This window comes from Streptomyces sp. NBC_01478 (genome assembly GCF_036227225.1).
GTDB lineage: Bacteria > Actinomycetota > Actinomycetes > Streptomycetales > Streptomycetaceae > Streptomyces.
Window position 1 is genome coordinate 6,141,886 of record NZ_CP109444.1, and the last position, 15,738, is coordinate 6,157,623.

Here is a 15,738-nt window from a genome sequence, read left to right on the forward strand (position 1 = left end):
GTGATTCCCGTGCGATGAGGGCGTTAAGGTGCCTCTGATGCGCTGGGTGTGGGGCGCGTCACACATCGCTACGAAACAGGGGCCGCCGGGAGCGCTGTGCGGCCGTGCATCCGGGGGGCCTCATGCACGAGATGGTCAAGGGCGGGAACGTCGGTCTGGCGTCGCTGAGCGAGGACACCGGCTCGGTGATGATGAGCCTGAGCTGGGGCAGCCCGACGGGGGAGGGCGACGCGGACGTCTCCGTACTGCTGCTCACCGGCGACGGAAAGGTGCGCAGCGACGGGGACTTCTACTTCTACAACAACCCCGTCGCCGCCGACGGGAGTGTGCAACTGCTCGGCAAGGCACCGACGGCGGACGGCAGCGAGGACCGGATCACGTTCGACCTGACCGCGATCCCGGCCGGGGTCGAGCAGATCGTGGTGGCGGCGAGCCGCTACGAGAGCGCCCGGTTCTCCGAACTCCAGGACCTGCGCCTGACGTTGGCCGACGGCTCCGGCGAGAGCCTGCTGCGCTTCTCGATCGACGACCCCGGCGAGGTCAGCGCGCTGCTCTTCGGCGAGTTCTACCGGCGGGGCGGCGACTGGAAGTTCCGGGCGATCGGACAGGGCTACGAGTCCGGACTGGCGGGCGTGGCAACGGACTTCGGCGTCGACATCGACGACGACGCGGGCACGGAGAGCACCTCGGACGCCGAGGCCGAGGCCGAGACGGGGGCCGACACGGACGTCCGTACGCCCGAGGCCGTCGTCGAGATCCCCGCGATTCCGGCCCAGCCGTCGAGCCCGGCGGTCGAGTCGGTTCCCGAGGCCGGGGGTGAGGCCGCGTCCCGGCCCGCCCGGCCTCGTACGGCGAAGAAGAAGGTCACCCTGCCGAAGGTGGCCAAGAAGTCGCTCGCCGAGAACGACTCCTGGCGGGCCGCCCGGCTCTTCCCGGCCTCCGCGCTCAAGAGCGACCACGAGCGGGAGACGCGGGCGACCTCCGTGCTGCTGTCGGTGATGGCTCAAGTGCCCGAGTTCGGGCGGCGGTTGACGGCGGCCTTCGGTGCCCCGGTCGGCCGGATGGAGACGTTCACCGAGGTCACGCTGCCCAACGGCGAGTCCCCTCGGCGGCCCGACGGGGTGATCCGGGTCGAGCGGGCGGGCAAGCTGTGGACCGCGCTCGTCGAGACGAAGACGAACGGCAACCCCCTCAAGCCGGACCAGGTGCAGGCCTACGCCGACATAGCCGCCCGGCGCGGATACGAGGCGGTCATCACGCTCTCCAACGACGTCGAGCTGGAGGGCAGCCCGCTGGTGGAGGTCAAACTCGACGGGCGGCGCAAGCACAAGGTGGCGCTCTGGCATCTGTCCTGGGCCGAAGTCGCCCACCAGGCGCAGTTGTTGATCCGGCACGAGGGGGTCGGCAACGCGGCGCACGCCTGGCTGCTCCAGGAACTGCTCCACTATCTCCAGCACGAGAACTCCGGCTGTCACGGCTTCCAGAACATGGGCCGCTCCTGGGTCCCGGTGCGCAACGCGATCGACGCCGAGACCCTGTGCCAGGGCGACCCGCGGGCGGTGGAGGTCGTGGAGAGCTGGGAACGGCTGGTCCGGCAGGTGTGTCTGCGGCTCGGTGGTGAACTCGGCGCGAAGGTGCTGCCCGTGCAGCGCGCCAGGCGCGGGACCGATCCGGCCTCCCGGCGCTCAGCCCTCGCCGACCGGCTCTGCGCCGACGGCCGGCTCGACGCCGAACTCCGTATCGAGGGCACGCCCGGTGTCCTCGCCCTCTGCGCGGACCTGCGCACCGGGAAGCTGCGGACGTCCATCGAGATCGCCGCACCCGACCAGGGCTATCCCCTCACCTGGGCCAAGCGGCTGGTCCGCCGGCTCGCCGAGGCACCGGCCGATCTGCACGTCGAGGCCGTGCTGGAGGGGGAGACGGGCGGACCGCGCGGGACGCTGGAACGCCTGCGTCCCGAACCGGCCGACATCCTCCCCAAGAACGGCGCGCAGATCACCGGCTTCCGGCTGTCCCTGTTCAGGGGCATGGGCAACACCCGGGGCACCGCCGAATCGGGCTTCATCCGCAGCGTCGACGAATCCGTGGACCGTTTCCACGCGAGTGTGGTGGTGCACCTGGACGGGCGCCCGGCACGCGCCCGCCGACCCGTCGACGCCTGAAGTCCCGCTTCGGGAGCGGCCGTTCGCTACGGCCGTCCGCCACGGCACTTCGCTGCGGCCGGTCGCTAGATCTGCACCCGCCCCTGCCTCTGCACCTCCGTCAACCGCTGCGCGCCGACCTCCAGCGCCTGGCCGGTCGCGGCCGGGGGCACGTTCGCCAGGCCGCCGTTCGTGAGGGTGATGGTGTCGTCGCCGATGCGGACGGCGGCGGTGTCGAGAGTGAGGACGGAGCGGTCGCCCTCGGGGGTCGTGCCGGTGAAGGTGAGGCGGAGGCCCTCGCGGGTGTCGCCGACGTTCGGGAGGGTCGCCTCCGTGACGGTCACGGTCTGGGGGCCGGAGCGGGTCGTCGTCGCCGTGAAGGACGCGCAGGTCTGCGGGAGCGTCTTCAGCCAGGTCAGGGTGCGGTCCACGTCGGCCGGGGGGAACGCGGCTACCTGGTAACGGAGTTGGGCCTCGTCGTCGGTGTCGTCGAGGGCGGTCACCGCTTGGCTGGCGGCGGGGGTGCCGAGGAGTTCGTCGGCGTACAGGGCGTCCAGGAGACGTTGGCAGTCGGGGACGGCGGTCTGCGCCTTGAGGAGGCCGTCGCGCCAGGTCGCCGTGCCCTGGGTCGGGGTCCAGGGGGCGCCCAGGTCCGCGTCCGTGATGAGCGCGGCCTGTGCCTGGGCGGGGGTGAGGACGGGGGCGGCGGCCGGGGACGCGTGGGCGGCGGGGGTGCGTACGGCCGAGGGGGAGGGCGCGGTCGTCACCTGGTGCAGGATGCCTTCGTTCGCACAGCTCGCCGTGGTCAGCAGAGTGCCCGCCGACAGTGCCGAGGCGAGCAGGAGGACACGGGCCGGGGAACGGGTCATCGAGGATCCCTCCTGGGGCGGGCGCGGTGCCGGACGCGGAATCGCCGCGTGCTCGCTCCCACGGCACCATCGCCCGCGCCCGCCCACCAGCGCGCCGGGCCGTCCGGGTGATCACCGGTCTCCCTGCGGGCCATCGGAAAACCGATACCGGGCATTCGATTCCTCATTGGCCGCCCGTCCGCGCCCGGCCTACTGTCGGGGAGACCCCACCCGATCCCCCGTCACCCCCACCGACCCGGTCATCCCCCCGACCCCCTGGAGACGAGTCCCCATGTCGAAGATCCTCTTCGTGCTCACCGGCGCCGATCACCTCACCCTGGCCGACGGCACCCAGCACCCCACCGGCTACTGGGCCGAGGAGGCGGTCACCCCGTACGAGGCCGTCAGGGCGGCCGGTCACGAGGTCGTCGTCGCCACGCCCGGCGGTGTCGTGCCGCCCGTGGACCGGGGCAGCCTGGCCGCCGACTACAACGGCGGCCAGGAGAACGCCGACCGGGTCGCGGAGGTGCTCGCGTCGAGCCCCGAGTTCCAGCACCCGGTCAAGCTCTCCGAGGTCGACCTCGCCGACTACGCCGCCGTCTACTACCCCGGCGGCCACGGCCCGATGGAGGACCTCGCCGTGGACGCCGACTCCGGCCGGCTCCTCACCCTGGCCCTCTCCTCCGGCAAGCCCCTCGGCGTGGTCTGCCACGGGCCGGCCGCGCTGCTCGCGGCGACTCGGGAGGACGGTACGAACGCCTTCGCCGGGCGGCGGCTCACCGGGTTCACCAACGCCGAGGAGACCCAGGGCGGCCTCGCCGACAAGGTGAAGTGGCTGCTCCAGGACCGGCTCGTGGAGCTCGGCGCGGACTTCCGGCAGGGCGAGCCGTGGGCCCCGTACGTCGTGGTCGACGGCAACCTCGTCACCGGCCAGAACCCGGCGTCCTCCGCACCGGTCGCGGACGAACTCCTCAAGAAGCTGAGCGCCTGAAAATCCATGGCCGCGGCGGTCGTACGACTGGTACCGTCCGCCGCATGAAGCGCGCCAAGCCGTTCCCGTCCGCCTGGACGACGACGCCGGAGAGTGTCCCGGCGCGCTGACTGCTGACCCAAGTCGAAGCCCCGGGGCGAGTGCCCCGGGGCTTTGTCGTCGCGCGGTGCTCGCCTCTCGGCCCTTTGTCCCGCGAGGAGTTCACCATGTACGACCACCGACGTCTCGGCCGCGAACTCGGCCTGTTCGACACCGACCCGCTGATGGGTGCGGGACTGCCGTACTGGCTGCCCGACGGTGCGACCGTGCGGCATGAACTGGAGGAGTACGTACGGGAGTTGGAGCGCGCGGCCGGATACCGGCACGTGTACTCGCCGGTCCTCGGCAAGCGGGAGCTGTACGAGATATCCGGGCACTGGTCGCACTACAGCGACGACATGTTCCCGCCGATGGAACTGGGCGCGGAGCAGGTCGTCCTGCGCCCCAGCCTCTGTCCCCACCATGCCCTCATCTACCGTTCCCGCTCGCACAGTTACCGCGAACTGCCCCTCCGTATCGCCGAGTTGGGCGGCATGTACCGCTCCGAACTCTCCGGTGTGCTCGGCGGACTGACCCGCGTCCGCGCCATCCAGCTCAACGACGCGCACATCTTCTGCACCCTGGACCAGGCCGTCGAGGAGGCCCGCACCGCCCTCGCCCTCATCGCCCGCGCCTACGCCGACCTCGGCATCCGCGCCTCCCGCTACCGCCTCTCCCTGCCGGGTGAGGACGTCTCCGCCGAGGGCGGCAAGTACGTTGCCGATCCGGCCCTTTGGGAGCGGGCCACCGCGCTGCTGAGGGAGGTCCTGGACGGATCGGGTGTCGCCTACGAGTCCGCCGCGGGCGAAGCCGCCTTCTACGGCCCGAAGATCGACGTCCAGATCGCGGACGCGGCCGGCCGCGAGGCCACCCTCTCCACCGTCCAGATCGACTTCCACCAGCCCGAACGCTTCGACCTGCACTACATCGGAGCCGACGGCGCGAAACACCGGCCGGTGATGGTGCACCGCAGCATCATCGGGAGTGTGGAACGGGCGGTGGCGCATCTGCTGGAGGAGCACGGGGGCGCGTTCCCGCCGTGGCTGGCGCCGGTGCAGTTGGTGGTCCTGCCGGTGTCGGAGGCGCAGGCGGCACAGGCGTACGACCTCGTGGAGCAGGCCCGCGCCCGCGGACTGCGCGCCGAGGTGTCCGTCGAGGGCAGCCTCGGCGCCCGGGTCCGGGCGGCACGACTCGTCCCGTACCAGGCGGTGATCGGTGAACGGGAGGCCGCCGCGGACCTGGTCGCCGTACGACTGCGGGACGGTCGCCGTGTCGAACCGCTGTCGTCCGCCGGACTCCTGCACGCCGTCGGCGCGCGGGTCGAGGCGCGCGGCACCGCGCTGTGGGCGGATGCGTAAGGTCACCAGTGATCCGCCGAACCGTCCCCGAGAGGAGCCTGCCGTGACCGGTCAGCCCATCCCCGTGATCATCGACTGCGACACGGGGGTCGACGACGCCCTGGCGCTGCTGTTCGCCGTCCGGCACCCAGGCCTGGACCTGCGCGCGGTCACTTGTGTCGCGGGGAACACGGACGTGGACCAGGTCGTACGGAACACGCTGATCGTCCTGGACCACGCCGGTGCCGGAGACATCCCGGTCGCGCGCGGTGCGGCCCGGCCGCTGATCGAACCGGCGCGGTCGGCCGCGCACGTCCACGGGCAGGACGGCATGGGTGACATGGGGCTGCCGGACTCCGCACGTACGCCCGTCGACGTGGACGCGGTGACCCTGCTGCGCCGCGAGATCCTGGCCTCTCCCCGCCCGGTCACCCTCATCCCCACCGCCCCGCTGACGAACATCGCGCTGCTCCTGCGGACGTTCCCCGAGGTCACCCGCAACATCGAGCGGATCGTGTTCATGGGCGGCGCGGTGGCGGTCGGGAACGCCACGCCGGTCGCGGAGTTCAACGTGTGGCACGACCCGGAGGCGGCGGCGATCCTGCTCACCGCGGGGGTGCCGATCACGATGTACGGGCTGGACGTGTTCGAGCGCGTCCAGGTACCGGCCGCCGACGTGCAGCGCCTGCGGGAGAGTTCGGCACCCCGGCTGAAGCTGGCCGGCGACCTCCTCGCCCACCGCGACCCGGTCGCCTCCGGCGACCCCACGCCCACCGGCGGCCTCGGCGACGCGGGCGCGGTGTGCGCGGTCGCCGACCCGGGCGGCCTCACCACCCGCCTCCTGCCGGTCGAGGTCTCCCTCGCCCCCGGCCCGTCCCGCGGCCAGACGATCGTCGACCGGCGCCCGCGCCACGGCGAGTCCGAGATTCACGACGGGGCACGCGAACAGGCCCTGGTGGACGTGGGGTTGGACGTGGATGTGGAGCGGTACGTGAAGCTGTGGCTGGGGACGGTCGAGGCGTAGGGGCGTAGGGGGGGGTAGGACGGCAGACGCCGGGCCGGGATCTTGTCCCGGCCCGGCGTCTTGTTTACTGCGCGCTACTCGCTCGACCTGGGGTTACGACTGCGCAGCCCGCCGGCGACGCGTCGCGACCACGATCGCCGCCCCGCCCGCCAGCAGGACCGCGGCCCCGCCGACCAGCGCGCCGGTGTTGCTGCCGCCGCCGGTCTCCGCGAGGTCACCACCGCCACCGCCGTTGGGCGAGGGGGCCGCCGGGGGAGTGGTCGACTCGGAGTCGGACGGGGTCGGGGTGGCGGACTCCGGGGTCGACTCGGAGGCGCTCGGGGTCGGGGTCGAGGACTCCGACGCGGGCGGGGTGGACTCCGGGGCCGACGGGGGGACCGAGGCCGGGGCCGACGGGGACGGGGGCTGGGACTCGGTGGTCGTGCAGTCCTTCGTGCCGCCGTTCCAGGCCGCGATCAGCTTGTCCTTGATGACCGTGTGGTCGGGGCCCTTGGGCAGGTCGCCGTGAACGAGGCCGTCGCCGGCGGCGGGGTTGCCGTCGTACTTGACCGCGCCGCGGTAGAGGTCGATCTGCGCGAAGCAGCCCTCGTCCGGCACCGCGATGTCGAGCGAGTCGGTCTGGCCCTTCTTCACGGTCACCGTGTCGAAGTCGACGAAGACCTGCTGGCCGGAGGTGGCGAAGGTCGGGCCGTGCGCGATGTACGAGGCGAGCGAGGCGGTGCAGGTGGCGGCGTCACCGGCGGTGCGGACCTTGATGTGGACCTTGCCGTCGTCGGTGGGCTTCAGGTTCTGGTCGTCGACCTTGACGGAGGGGAAGAAGTCCGTGCCGTTCAGCGAGAACTGGCAGCCCTCGGTCTCGGTGACCGTGCCGGCGCCGGAGCCGGGCCGGTAGTGGCCGCCGGACTCCCAGCCGTCACCGCCGCCGCCGTGGGCCCAGGCACCGGAGGCGGCGCCGACGGAGGCTGCGGCGAGGGCGAGGGAGGCGGCGCCTGTCCCCAACAGGCGACGCACGGTGACACGACTCGCTATGGACATACTTATCCCATCTTGGCCTGGCAAAGAGTGGAGGAGCTGAGCAGCGAAGGAAACACCGGGCTCATTGGTCACATGCGCCACAGCGTGTGCACATCGTGGGTCTACCGGAAGTTGACTGTCAACTTCCGTCAGCGCAGCGGGAATTCATAAGGAGACCACGTGACCGACCTGTCCTCCCATGACCCGAACTGGTGGCGGCAAGCCGTCGTCTACCAGGTCTATCCGCGCAGTTTCGCCGACGCGGACGGGGACGGTCTCGGCGATCTCAAGGGCGTCACCGAGCGCCTCACCCACCTCGCCGCCCTCGGCGTCGACGCCCTCTGGCTCAGCCCCTTCTACCCCTCCGAACTCGCCGACGGCGGCTACGACGTCGCCGACTACCGCGATGTCGACCCGCGCCTGGGCACCCTCGACGACTTCGACGCGATGGTGGCCGAGGCCCACCGGCTGGGCCTGAAGGTGATGGTCGACATCGTGCCCAACCACACCTCGCGGCTGCACAGTTGGTTCCAGGAGGCGCTGGCCGCCGGCCCTGGTTCCGCCGCCCGCGGCCGCTATGTGTTCCGCGACGGACGCGGCGAGCACGGTGAACTCCCGCCCACCGACTGGCCGTCCGTCTTCGGCGGCAGCGCGTGGAGGCAACTGCCCGACGGCCAGTGGTACTTGCACCTCTTCACCCCCGAACAGCCCGACCTCGACTGGGACAACGAGGAGGTGAGGGACGACTTCCGCACCACGCTCCGCTTCTGGTCGGACCGAGGCGTCGACGGCTTCCGCGTGGACGTGGCCCACGCCCTGGCCAAGGACCTCACCGAGCCGCTGCGCGACATCGGCCCGCTCGCGGCGAACGCCGAGGCGATCCTCGACTCGATCCCGCCCGGCACCCACCCCTACTACGACCGCGACGCGGTCCACGAGATCTACCGCGACTGGCGGCGCACGGTCTTCGACACCTACACCCCGCCCCGCATGGCGGTCGCCGAGGCCTGGGTCCCGGCCGCCCGCCGCGCCCTGTACGCCCGCCCCGACGAACTCGGCCAGGCCTTCAACTTCGAGTACCTGAAGGCTGGTTGGGACGCGGACGAACTGCGCGAGGTGATAACCGGCTCGCTCGCGACGGCCCGCGCGGCAGGCGCGTCGGCCACCTGGGTGCTGTCCAACCACGACGTCGTACGCCACGCATCGCGCCTGATGCTGCCCCCGGGCACGGACCCCAACACCTGGCTCCTGTCCAACGGCCGCACGCCACCCGTCGATACGGCGGCGGGCCTGCGCCGAGCCCGGGCCGCGACCCTGCTGATGCTGGCGCTGCCGGGTTCGTCGTACGTCTACCAGGGCGAGGAACTCGGTCTGCCCGAGGTCGCCGACCTGCCCGTGGAGGTCCTCCAGGACCCCATCTGGGAGCAACAGGGCCACACCCACAAGGGCCGCGACGGCTGCCGGGTGCCGATCCCCTGGACGCGGACCGGTCCGTCGTACGGCTTCGGGCCGGGTCCCGCGTGGCTGCCGCAGCCGGCGAGTTTCGGGTCGTACGCCGTCGAGGCACAGGACGGGACGGAGGGCTCGACCCTGGAGCTCTACCGCAGGGCATTGCGGCTGCGCCGCAAGCTGCTCGAAGGGGAGTCGCTGACCTGGGCCCCCGAAAGCCCGCCCGGGGTGCTGCAGTTCGCACGCTCCGAGGGCTGGCGGTGTGTCACCAACCTGTCGGACGTGCCGGTCGCCCTGCCGCCGGGGGAGGTGCTGCTGAGCAGCGAACCGGCGGCAGGGGGCGGTGAGTTGGGTCCTGACACGACCGTGTGGCTGGGGGCGTAGCGCGCTCTGCGGCGCGCTCACCCCACGGTCGGGGTCTGGGTGGCGCTGGGTGACGCCTCGCCCGGCAGGACCGGCGGCTGGGTGGTGCTGTTCACCGGCGGGGTGAGCACCACCTCCGGCTGGCCGGCGGCCGGCGGCGGCGGGGTCAGGTCCACGGCCGGCAGCTTCGGCGGGGTCGTCTCCTGGAAGAGGACCTGGCTGAAGTTGACCAGTCCGGTGTCCTCCATCACCGTGATGTGGTCCAGAACCGTCGCGTTGGCCTGGTTGGCCAGGACCCGCACCAGGGTGTTCTCGGTCGTCCCGCGGATCTTCGCGATGGTGGCGAAGATCGAACCGTGCGTGACCCGCAGGATGTTGGCGAAGTCCGTGTCGAACTGCTTGCCGCTGTCCGCGTTCAGGGTGTTGATGAATCCCTGTTGCTGCGGGCTGGGCTGGTTCGGGATCGTGATGTTGAGCATGGGTGCGATCTTGCGGACGGTGGAGTCCAGCGCCGCGTGCCCGTCGATGAGGTGCTTGCTCGCGGTGATGACCGCTGGGCTCGCCCCCTTCTTCAGTCCTATCTGCCCGACGGGGTACTCCCACAGCCCTGCCGCGCGCACCTTGACCACGAAGTCCCGGTCGGCCTCGGTCAGCGGCCCCCACTGCGTGTTGGCGATCACGCGTGCGGGAGCGCTGGAGACCGTGGTCACGCCCAGCATTGCCGGATAGGCCAGTGCGACGAGGGTCAGGCTGAGGGCACCCCCAACAACCATCGTTCCCGTCGCGTTCCGCGAAAAGCGCACCGTACCTCCTGTGTCGTGGACCGCCCGTCGGCGGTACGGACAGTCATCAGTACGGATCGGGGGAGCGCGCGAAGTCTTTGGTTTTGGTAAAGCCGGAGTGGGGCGCGTCACAAGTGGCGGGTGGTACTTCCGGATAAGTGCGGGGTTGGGGCATCCCGGGGCGGCGGGGTTCGACTCACCCTCCGCACCCGTCCGGAGCAGCGCCGCCGGCGCCAGGACCGTAGAGCCACGGCCCGGGCGCCGACGGCGCTGCTCCTCGGTTCGTCGGCCTAGGCGTACTGGCCGGGCTTGTAGTCTCCGGCGGGCATCGTGAGCATGACGTTCATGCGGTTGAAGCTGTTGATGAGGGCGATCAGCGAGACGAGCGCCATGAGCTGGTCCTCGTCGTAGTGCTTGGCCGCGTTGGCCCACACCTCGTCCGACACCCCGCCGGACGCGTCCGCGATCCGGGTCCCTTCCTCGGTCAGCTCCAGCGCGGCCCGCTCCGCGTCGGTGAACACGGTCGCCTCGCGCCACACGGCGACAAGGTTGAGCCGTACCGAGGTCTCGCCCGCGGCCGCCGCGTCCTTGGTGTGCATGTCGGTGCAGAACCCGCACCCGTTGATCTGGCTCGCCCGGATCTTCACGAGTTCCTGAGTGACGGGAGGCAGCGACGATTCCTCGATGACCTTGCCCGCGGCGACGAAGTGCTTCAGGGCCTTGCCGGCGAGGGGGCTGGCGAAGGGGTTCAGTCGAGCACCCATGGTGGGCTCCTCTGTTCTGTCACGGCTGGTGGTTACACAGCTCTGACGGAACGACCCCCTGCGAATGTGACAGCCCTGATTGTGAGCTGGATCTCGCCGGGTGGTTATGGGTGGGGTGGGGGTGGAGGGTGCGGGTGTGTATCGCCTGGGTGAGGTGGGTGAGGTGGGTGGGGGTGGTGGTGAGTGTGGTGGTGTGCGACCCAGGAGTCCGGCTCAGCGGGCGGCAGTTCGGGAACCATGTACGAGAAGACGGCCCGCGCGTAGTCCTCGGTCTGGAGTATCCCCGGCACGTGCGCCGTGCCGATGACCCGCAGGAATCTCGCGTGATGCTCAAGCTCCGACAAATCCAGGAAGTCGCCGGACATCCTCCGCATCGGCGCCTGGGACGCCAACCCCGAACCCCCGCAGCCACCAGGTGAGTTGACGTCCGTCGCCGATCTGGAGGAGGGGCGCGGGCTCGCCCTCGTCAAAGCCTGCGCGAACCAGTGGGGCTGGCAGCCGCTGTCCAGGAACGGTCACCGGGGCAGGTACGTCTGGTGCGAACTGGGCGGCGCGGCCTGAACGTTCCTCCGCCCCTCGAAAGAGTGAACGACCCCGAATCGGCCGGACAGCCCGGTCCTTGATCCACCTAGGTTGCGCACATGGTCACATCAGCTCACGAGGGCATGCACCGCATCTTCCAGGAGCGGCCCGAGATCCTGACGCCCGTCTTCGGCGTCCTGGGCATCGCGTTACCCGAGAAGGCCGCGGTGTACGCGATCACCACCGACGCGACGGAGACGCGGCCGATGGCCCGTCACATCGACACGGCACTGCGGATCTGCCCGTCGGACGGCGACGACTTCCTGCTCGCCGTCGAGGCACAGGAGCGGCGGGACGACAGGAAGGAGTGGAGCTTGGGCCTTCTACGTCGCGTATCTCCAGTCCAAGTACAAGCTGCCGGTGCTGCTGCTCGTGGTGTGCCGCGACCGGGCCACGGCCAAGTGGGCGGCCGGCCCGTTCGACTGCGGGACGCGCGGCTGGACCGTCCAGCGCACGTGCCCCCTCGTCGTCGGACCGGACAACCTCCCGATGATCACGGACGTGAGAAGCGCGGCGAAGAACCCCGCGATGGCCGCGTTCTCCGCCCTGACACACGCCAACAACCCCGAGTCCGACGCCCTACTGGACGCACTGGACCAGGCCCTCGCGGGCATGGACACCGACGCCTCCGACTACATCTACCAATTCCTGGACGTCACCCTGGGGGACACCCCCGCCGGAGACAAATGGAGGAGCATCATGGGTTTCGTCAACTACTTCCCCGGCCGTGGCCACCTCATGGAGAGGGCCTATCTCGAGGGCGAGGCGAAGGGGGAGGCGAAAGGGATCCTGCGCGTCCTGGAGGTGCGTGGGTTCGTCATCTCCGATGACATCCGTGAGCGCATCGCGACCTGCACCGACCTCGACCGACTGAGTGACTGGCTCGACCGCGCCGGTACGGTCGAACGCGCGGAGGACCTGTTCGCCGAAGAGGCGGAGAGCCCGGTGGACGGCACCCCGCGACCGACCTGACCTTGCGTTTCAACAACCCTACGTTGACGGAATGTTGACCGGTGTATGGCACAGCATTGGCGAACCCCGGCTATACGTTCGGCCTCATGCCACCACTCCCCCCACAGCCCCGGCGGACGGCCCGTCAGGCCCCGCTCCCCGTCCTCCCGTACCGCAAGCCCACCAAGGGCCGTGACTACTGGGTGCTGAACGACGTGCTCCCGGACGTGGACTCCGTACGGGAACGGTGTCTCGCGAAGGACGACTGGGTGAAGGGGTATCCGTACACGTCGGAGACCTGGCCGGGGCTGCGCACCATGCCGGGGCTGGAGCCGTCGGAGCTGGGGCGGATCGAGCGGCTGGTGAAACAGGCCACCGGGGCAAAGGAGTTGTGGGTGCAGAAGGCGCCCGGCGGCGGGACGCTCAACCACAACTGCATCCAGGTCGTGGGGAAGGGCGAGAGCGAGCCCCGGCCGCACACCGACTCCCGCTCCCTGTGCCGGTACGCCGCCGTGCTGTATCTCAACCCCTCCGTGCCGAAGGACTGCGGGACCAGTTTCTACCGGCAGCACCTGCCGGGCGGACGGCTCGGCGGCAACGTCGTGCAGGCCCCGCACAACAACCTCGTCGACGCCCTCGGGACGCGCTTCGTCGCGCCGGACGCCTTCGAAGAGGACGTACGCGTGCCGCACAAGTACAACAGCCTGCTGCTCTACCACGCCAACCTCGTGCACAGCGCGACCGATTACCACGGCAGCACGCTGGAGGAGAAGCGGATGACCGCCGTCTTCTTCTGGATGGCCTGACCCCAACGCCCTTGCTGTTACGGCGACTTCGGCACCTCCGTGTTCACGGGGCGGGATCCGGGTCCGGGGCTGTCGGGCGGGCCGGGCGGGTGACGAAGAGCCAGCCGCACAGGCCGAGCGCCGCGAGGAATCCGCAGAGCAGGACGAGGACGACGGCGCCGACGGGCGCGGAGCAGCCCGTGTCGGCGACCTCCATCGTCGTCACCACGCTCAGCAGGCACACGGTCACGACCGACAGTCCGCCCGCCGCGATCGTCCGGGTGGCCCCGCCACCGGTCGCCCGGATCCCGTCCAGGCCGGGACGGCCGTAGGCCGCGTAGCCGAGGACGGAGACGGCGAGCACCACGGACAGCAGCAGCGCGATGAGGACGCCCAGCCAGTCGGGTGCCCGACCCCCGTGGGCCGCCTTGCCGTAGGCGTACGCGCCGTTGCAGAGGAGCGCGAAGATCGGCAGGGGCGCGCACTGGCCGAGCAGGCGCCGTGCGTAGTGGACGGGGTCGTAGGGCAGCACGCCCTCGATGAGCAGGACGGCGGCGAGGATGAGCAGCGCCCCGGAGACGGAGAAGCCGACGCCGGCCACGACGTGCTCGAACAGCGCTCGGCCGGGGTTGTCCCGGTCGGCCGCGACGACGCAGTAGGTGAGCGAGGTGAAGACCAGCCCGAGCAGGGCCGCGAGCAGCGCGGGAAGGGCTTGGCCGAGCGCTTCTTCCCTACGGCCGGTCGGCGCGGCCTCGCCGAGGAAGTGGGCGACGACGATGAACACGGCCGTGAGCGCGAATCCGGCCAGCACCCCGGAGAGCTGTGAGTAGAGCCCGGCGACCGACTGCATCTCCAGGGGCGGGGGCTTGCACGACATAGGCGGCTCCGGTTTCCAGGACGGGGTGACTTCCAGGTCGGGCGACTTCCACGACAGGCGGCTTCCGGGACAGGCGACGAGACGCAGCATGCTGCCGGGCGGGTGCCTGGCCGGGGGGCCGGTTCGCGGGTTTCCGGGCCAGGTGGGTGGGCGGTGCGGTAGGGCGCGGCCGTGGCCTGGGAACCGGGTGCGGTCGCTGGTCGCCGTCCCCGGTGTCACCCGAATGGCGTAACCCCCCTGGTGGAGGGCGTGCCCCGGCCGGATGGTCGAAGCACCACACACCACAGAGAGGTGGGGTACGGCCATGACCCAGCAGCCGCACTCGACGCAGCAGCCGCACTCGCCGTCCGCCGGCGGCGAGGAGAAGCAGTCGGCCTGGAGCGACTCCGGCGGGCGGCCCGGCCAGGCCCCCGGCACCCGGGGCTACGGCGCGCCGCCGTCCGGCGGCGGTCTCGCGGCCGGCGGCGCGGTCTTCGCCGGCGTCCTGATGCTGATGAACGGCGTCATCGCCGTCCTTCAGGGCATCTCCGCGATCGCCAAGGACGACGTGTACGCCCGCGTCGGCGACTACATCTACAGCATCAACCTCACCGGCTGGGGCGTCATCCTGGTCTGCCTCGGCGCCGTGGGCCTGATCACCGGCTGGGGCATCCTCAGAGGCATGAGCTGGGCCCGCGTCTGCGGCATCGTCCTCGCGAGCCTCAGCGCCATCCTCCAGTTCATGTTCCTCCCGTACGCCCCCATCTGGTCGGTCATCATGATCGCGGTCGACGTGTTCGTGATCTGGGCACTGGCGGTGCACAGCCCGGAGCGGTCCGGGGCACGGCAGTAGGCCAGCGGTAGGGCGACAACGGGCGCCGGGGTTCTTACGAAATAAGGACGTCCGGCGCCCGAAGCCGGTCCGGGGCGGCACCGCCGGGGGATGTGGTGCGAGGCTGACGCCATGCAACAGCCGTACGAGAGGCCCGCGAGGACCGGGGCGACCGGGGCGACCGCGAGGCTCGGAGTGTCCGGGGTGACCGGGAAGGCCGCGGGGCCCGGAGTGACCGGGGTGTCCGCGAGGACCGTGGCGGCCGGGGCGACCGCGAGGCCCGGAGGGTCCGGGGCAACCGGGAAGGCCGTGAGGACCGGGGCGGCCGGAGTGACCGCGAGGCCCGGGGTATCCGCAAGGCCCGGAGTGTCCGGGGCAACCGGGAGGGCCGCGGGGCCCGGGGTGACCAGGGTGGCCGGGAAGGCCGTGAGGACCGGGGCGTCGGGAGTGACCGCGAGGCCCGGAGCGTCCGGAGTGACTGCGGCGACCGGGGCGACCGCGAGCTCCGGAGTGTCCGGAGTATCCGGGGCGACCGCGAGGGCCGGAGTGCCCGGGGTGACCGGGAAGACCGCGAGGCCCGGAGTGTCCGGAGTGTCCGGAGTATCCGGGGTGACCGCGACGACCGCGAGGGCCGGAGTGCCCGCGGTGACCGGGAAGACCGCGAGGCCCGGAGCGTCCGCGACGACCGGGGCGACCGCGAGGCCCGGAGTATCCGGGGTGACCGGGGCGACCGCGAGGCCCGGAGTATCCGGAGTGACCGCGACGACCGGAGTAGCCGGAGTAGCCGGAGTAGCCGGAGTAGCCGGAGTAGCCGGCGCGCCCGGTCGTCCCGGGCGGGTCGTGGAATCTGGTGAGTCTCGTCAGCCTCGTGTGCCCGCTGAGTCCCGTCAGTCTCGTGTGCCCGGTGATGATCCCCGCGGACCTCGTGAGTCCGGTGAGCC

13 protein-coding genes and 2 pseudogenes are annotated in these 15,738 nt (G+C 71.2%); 9 read left to right on the forward strand and 6 right to left on the reverse strand.

Features of this window, described 5'->3' with window-relative positions:
* Positions 1 to 131: 131 nt before the first annotated feature.
* Positions 132 to 2,162: a TerD family protein gene (locus OG223_RS27800; protein ID WP_329265510.1), complete on the forward strand. Its 2,031-nt coding sequence runs from the start codon at positions 132 to 134 to the stop codon at positions 2,160 to 2,162.
* Between the two features lie 65 nt (positions 2,163 to 2,227).
* On the opposite strand, the gene OG223_RS27805 is transcribed toward OG223_RS27800, so the two are convergent.
* On the reverse strand, positions 2,228 to 3,010 hold the full coding sequence (locus OG223_RS27805) for a hypothetical protein (RefSeq protein WP_329254139.1): 783 nt from the start codon (positions 3,008 to 3,010) through the stop codon (positions 2,228 to 2,230).
* 271 nt (positions 3,011 to 3,281) lie between these two features.
* Between OG223_RS27805 and OG223_RS27810 the strand changes: the two genes are divergently transcribed.
* The 3 genes from OG223_RS27810 (at position 3,282) to OG223_RS27820 (ending at position 6,419) form a co-directional block, all read left to right on the forward strand.
* Positions 3,282 to 3,980 carry a type 1 glutamine amidotransferase domain-containing protein gene (locus OG223_RS27810; protein WP_329254142.1) on the forward strand — a complete coding sequence of 233 codons (699 nt, stop codon included), beginning with the start codon at positions 3,282 to 3,284 and terminating at the stop codon, positions 3,978 to 3,980.
* Between the two features lie 185 nt (positions 3,981 to 4,165).
* Complete coding sequence (gene thrS / locus OG223_RS27815) at positions 4,166 to 5,416, forward strand: threonine--tRNA ligase (protein ID WP_329254145.1); 1,251 nt, start codon at positions 4,166 to 4,168, stop codon at positions 5,414 to 5,416.
* A gap of 43 nt (positions 5,417 to 5,459) precedes the next feature.
* A complete protein-coding gene (locus OG223_RS27820; RefSeq protein WP_329254147.1) occupies positions 5,460 to 6,419 on the forward strand; it encodes a nucleoside hydrolase in 960 nt (319 codons plus the stop codon).
* A gap of 93 nt (positions 6,420 to 6,512) precedes the next feature.
* Here OG223_RS27820 and OG223_RS27825 read toward each other — a convergent pair whose 3' ends face one another.
* Complete coding sequence (locus OG223_RS27825; RefSeq protein WP_329254150.1) at positions 6,513 to 7,454, reverse strand: LAETG motif-containing sortase-dependent surface protein; 942 nt, start codon at positions 7,452 to 7,454, stop codon at positions 6,513 to 6,515.
* 159 nt (positions 7,455 to 7,613) lie between these two features.
* Between OG223_RS27825 and OG223_RS27830 the strand changes: the two genes are divergently transcribed.
* Complete coding sequence (locus tag OG223_RS27830; RefSeq protein ID WP_329254153.1) at positions 7,614 to 9,266, forward strand: glycoside hydrolase family 13 protein; 1,653 nt, start codon at positions 7,614 to 7,616, stop codon at positions 9,264 to 9,266.
* Between the two features lie 17 nt (positions 9,267 to 9,283).
* Here the strand turns inward: OG223_RS27830 and OG223_RS27835 are convergent, their stop codons facing one another.
* The 3 genes and pseudogenes from OG223_RS27835 to OG223_RS27845 form a co-directional block, all read right to left on the reverse strand.
* Positions 9,284 to 10,018, reverse strand: a complete 735-nt coding sequence (locus OG223_RS27835) for a DUF4142 domain-containing protein (RefSeq protein ID WP_329254157.1) — start codon at positions 10,016 to 10,018, stop codon at positions 9,284 to 9,286.
* A 299-nt stretch (positions 10,019 to 10,317) separates the two neighbouring features.
* Complete coding sequence (locus OG223_RS27840) at positions 10,318 to 10,791, reverse strand: carboxymuconolactone decarboxylase family protein (protein ID WP_329254160.1); 474 nt, start codon at positions 10,789 to 10,791, stop codon at positions 10,318 to 10,320.
* A gap of 191 nt (positions 10,792 to 10,982) precedes the next feature.
* Positions 10,983 to 11,144: pseudogene (locus tag OG223_RS27845) on the reverse strand (Scr1 family TA system antitoxin-like transcriptional regulator); the annotation flags it as partial.
* A 1-nt stretch (position 11,145) separates the two neighbouring features.
* Between OG223_RS27845 and OG223_RS27850 the strand changes: the two are divergent.
* The 3 genes and pseudogenes from OG223_RS27850 to OG223_RS27860 form a co-directional block, all read left to right on the forward strand.
* A pseudogene (locus OG223_RS27850) lies at positions 11,146 to 11,352 on the forward strand (ATP-binding protein); the annotation flags it as partial.
* 381 nt (positions 11,353 to 11,733) lie between these two features.
* The gene (locus OG223_RS27855) at positions 11,734 to 12,345 is read left to right on the forward strand and encodes a hypothetical protein (RefSeq protein WP_329254163.1); all 612 of its coding nucleotides are present in this window, start codon (positions 11,734 to 11,736) and stop codon (positions 12,343 to 12,345) included.
* Positions 12,346 to 12,431: 86 nt separating this feature from the next.
* Positions 12,432 to 13,130, forward strand: coding sequence for a DUF6445 family protein (locus OG223_RS27860; protein WP_329254165.1), 699 nt, complete (start codon positions 12,432 to 12,434; stop codon positions 13,128 to 13,130).
* Between the two features lie 43 nt (positions 13,131 to 13,173).
* Here the strand turns inward: OG223_RS27860 and OG223_RS27865 are convergent, their stop codons facing one another.
* On the reverse strand, positions 13,174 to 13,986 hold the full coding sequence (locus tag OG223_RS27865; protein WP_329254168.1) for a hypothetical protein: 813 nt from the start codon (positions 13,984 to 13,986) through the stop codon (positions 13,174 to 13,176).
* Between the two features lie 304 nt (positions 13,987 to 14,290).
* On the opposite strand from OG223_RS27865, the gene OG223_RS27870 reads away from it, so the two are divergent.
* Positions 14,291 to 14,818: a DUF7144 family membrane protein gene (locus tag OG223_RS27870; RefSeq protein ID WP_329254171.1), complete on the forward strand. Its 528-nt coding sequence runs from the start codon at positions 14,291 to 14,293 to the stop codon at positions 14,816 to 14,818.
* Positions 14,819 to 15,738 lie beyond the last annotated feature (920 nt).

Coding starts and splice junctions, on each gene's coding strand:
- OG223_RS27800 (WP_329265510.1), top strand. CDS start 132: ATGGTCAAGGGCGGGAACGTCGGTCTGGCGTCGCTGAGCGAGGACACC.
- OG223_RS27805 (WP_329254139.1), bottom strand. CDS start 3,010: ATGACCCGTTCCCCGGCCCGTGTCCTCCTGCTCGCCTCGGCACTGTCG.
- OG223_RS27810 (WP_329254142.1), top strand. CDS start 3,282: ATGTCGAAGATCCTCTTCGTGCTCACCGGCGCCGATCACCTCACCCTG.
- OG223_RS27825 (WP_329254150.1), bottom strand. CDS start 7,454: ATGTCCATAGCGAGTCGTGTCACCGTGCGTCGCCTGTTGGGGACAGGC.
- OG223_RS27835 (WP_329254157.1), bottom strand. CDS start 10,018: ATGGTTGTTGGGGGTGCCCTCAGCCTGACCCTCGTCGCACTGGCCTAT.
- OG223_RS27840 (WP_329254160.1), bottom strand. CDS start 10,791: ATGGGTGCTCGACTGAACCCCTTCGCCAGCCCCCTCGCCGGCAAGGCC.
- OG223_RS27860 (WP_329254165.1), top strand. CDS start 12,432: ATGCCACCACTCCCCCCACAGCCCCGGCGGACGGCCCGTCAGGCCCCG.
- OG223_RS27865 (WP_329254168.1), bottom strand. CDS start 13,986: ATGTCGTGCAAGCCCCCGCCCCTGGAGATGCAGTCGGTCGCCGGGCTC.
- OG223_RS27870 (WP_329254171.1), top strand. CDS start 14,291: ATGACCCAGCAGCCGCACTCGACGCAGCAGCCGCACTCGCCGTCCGCC.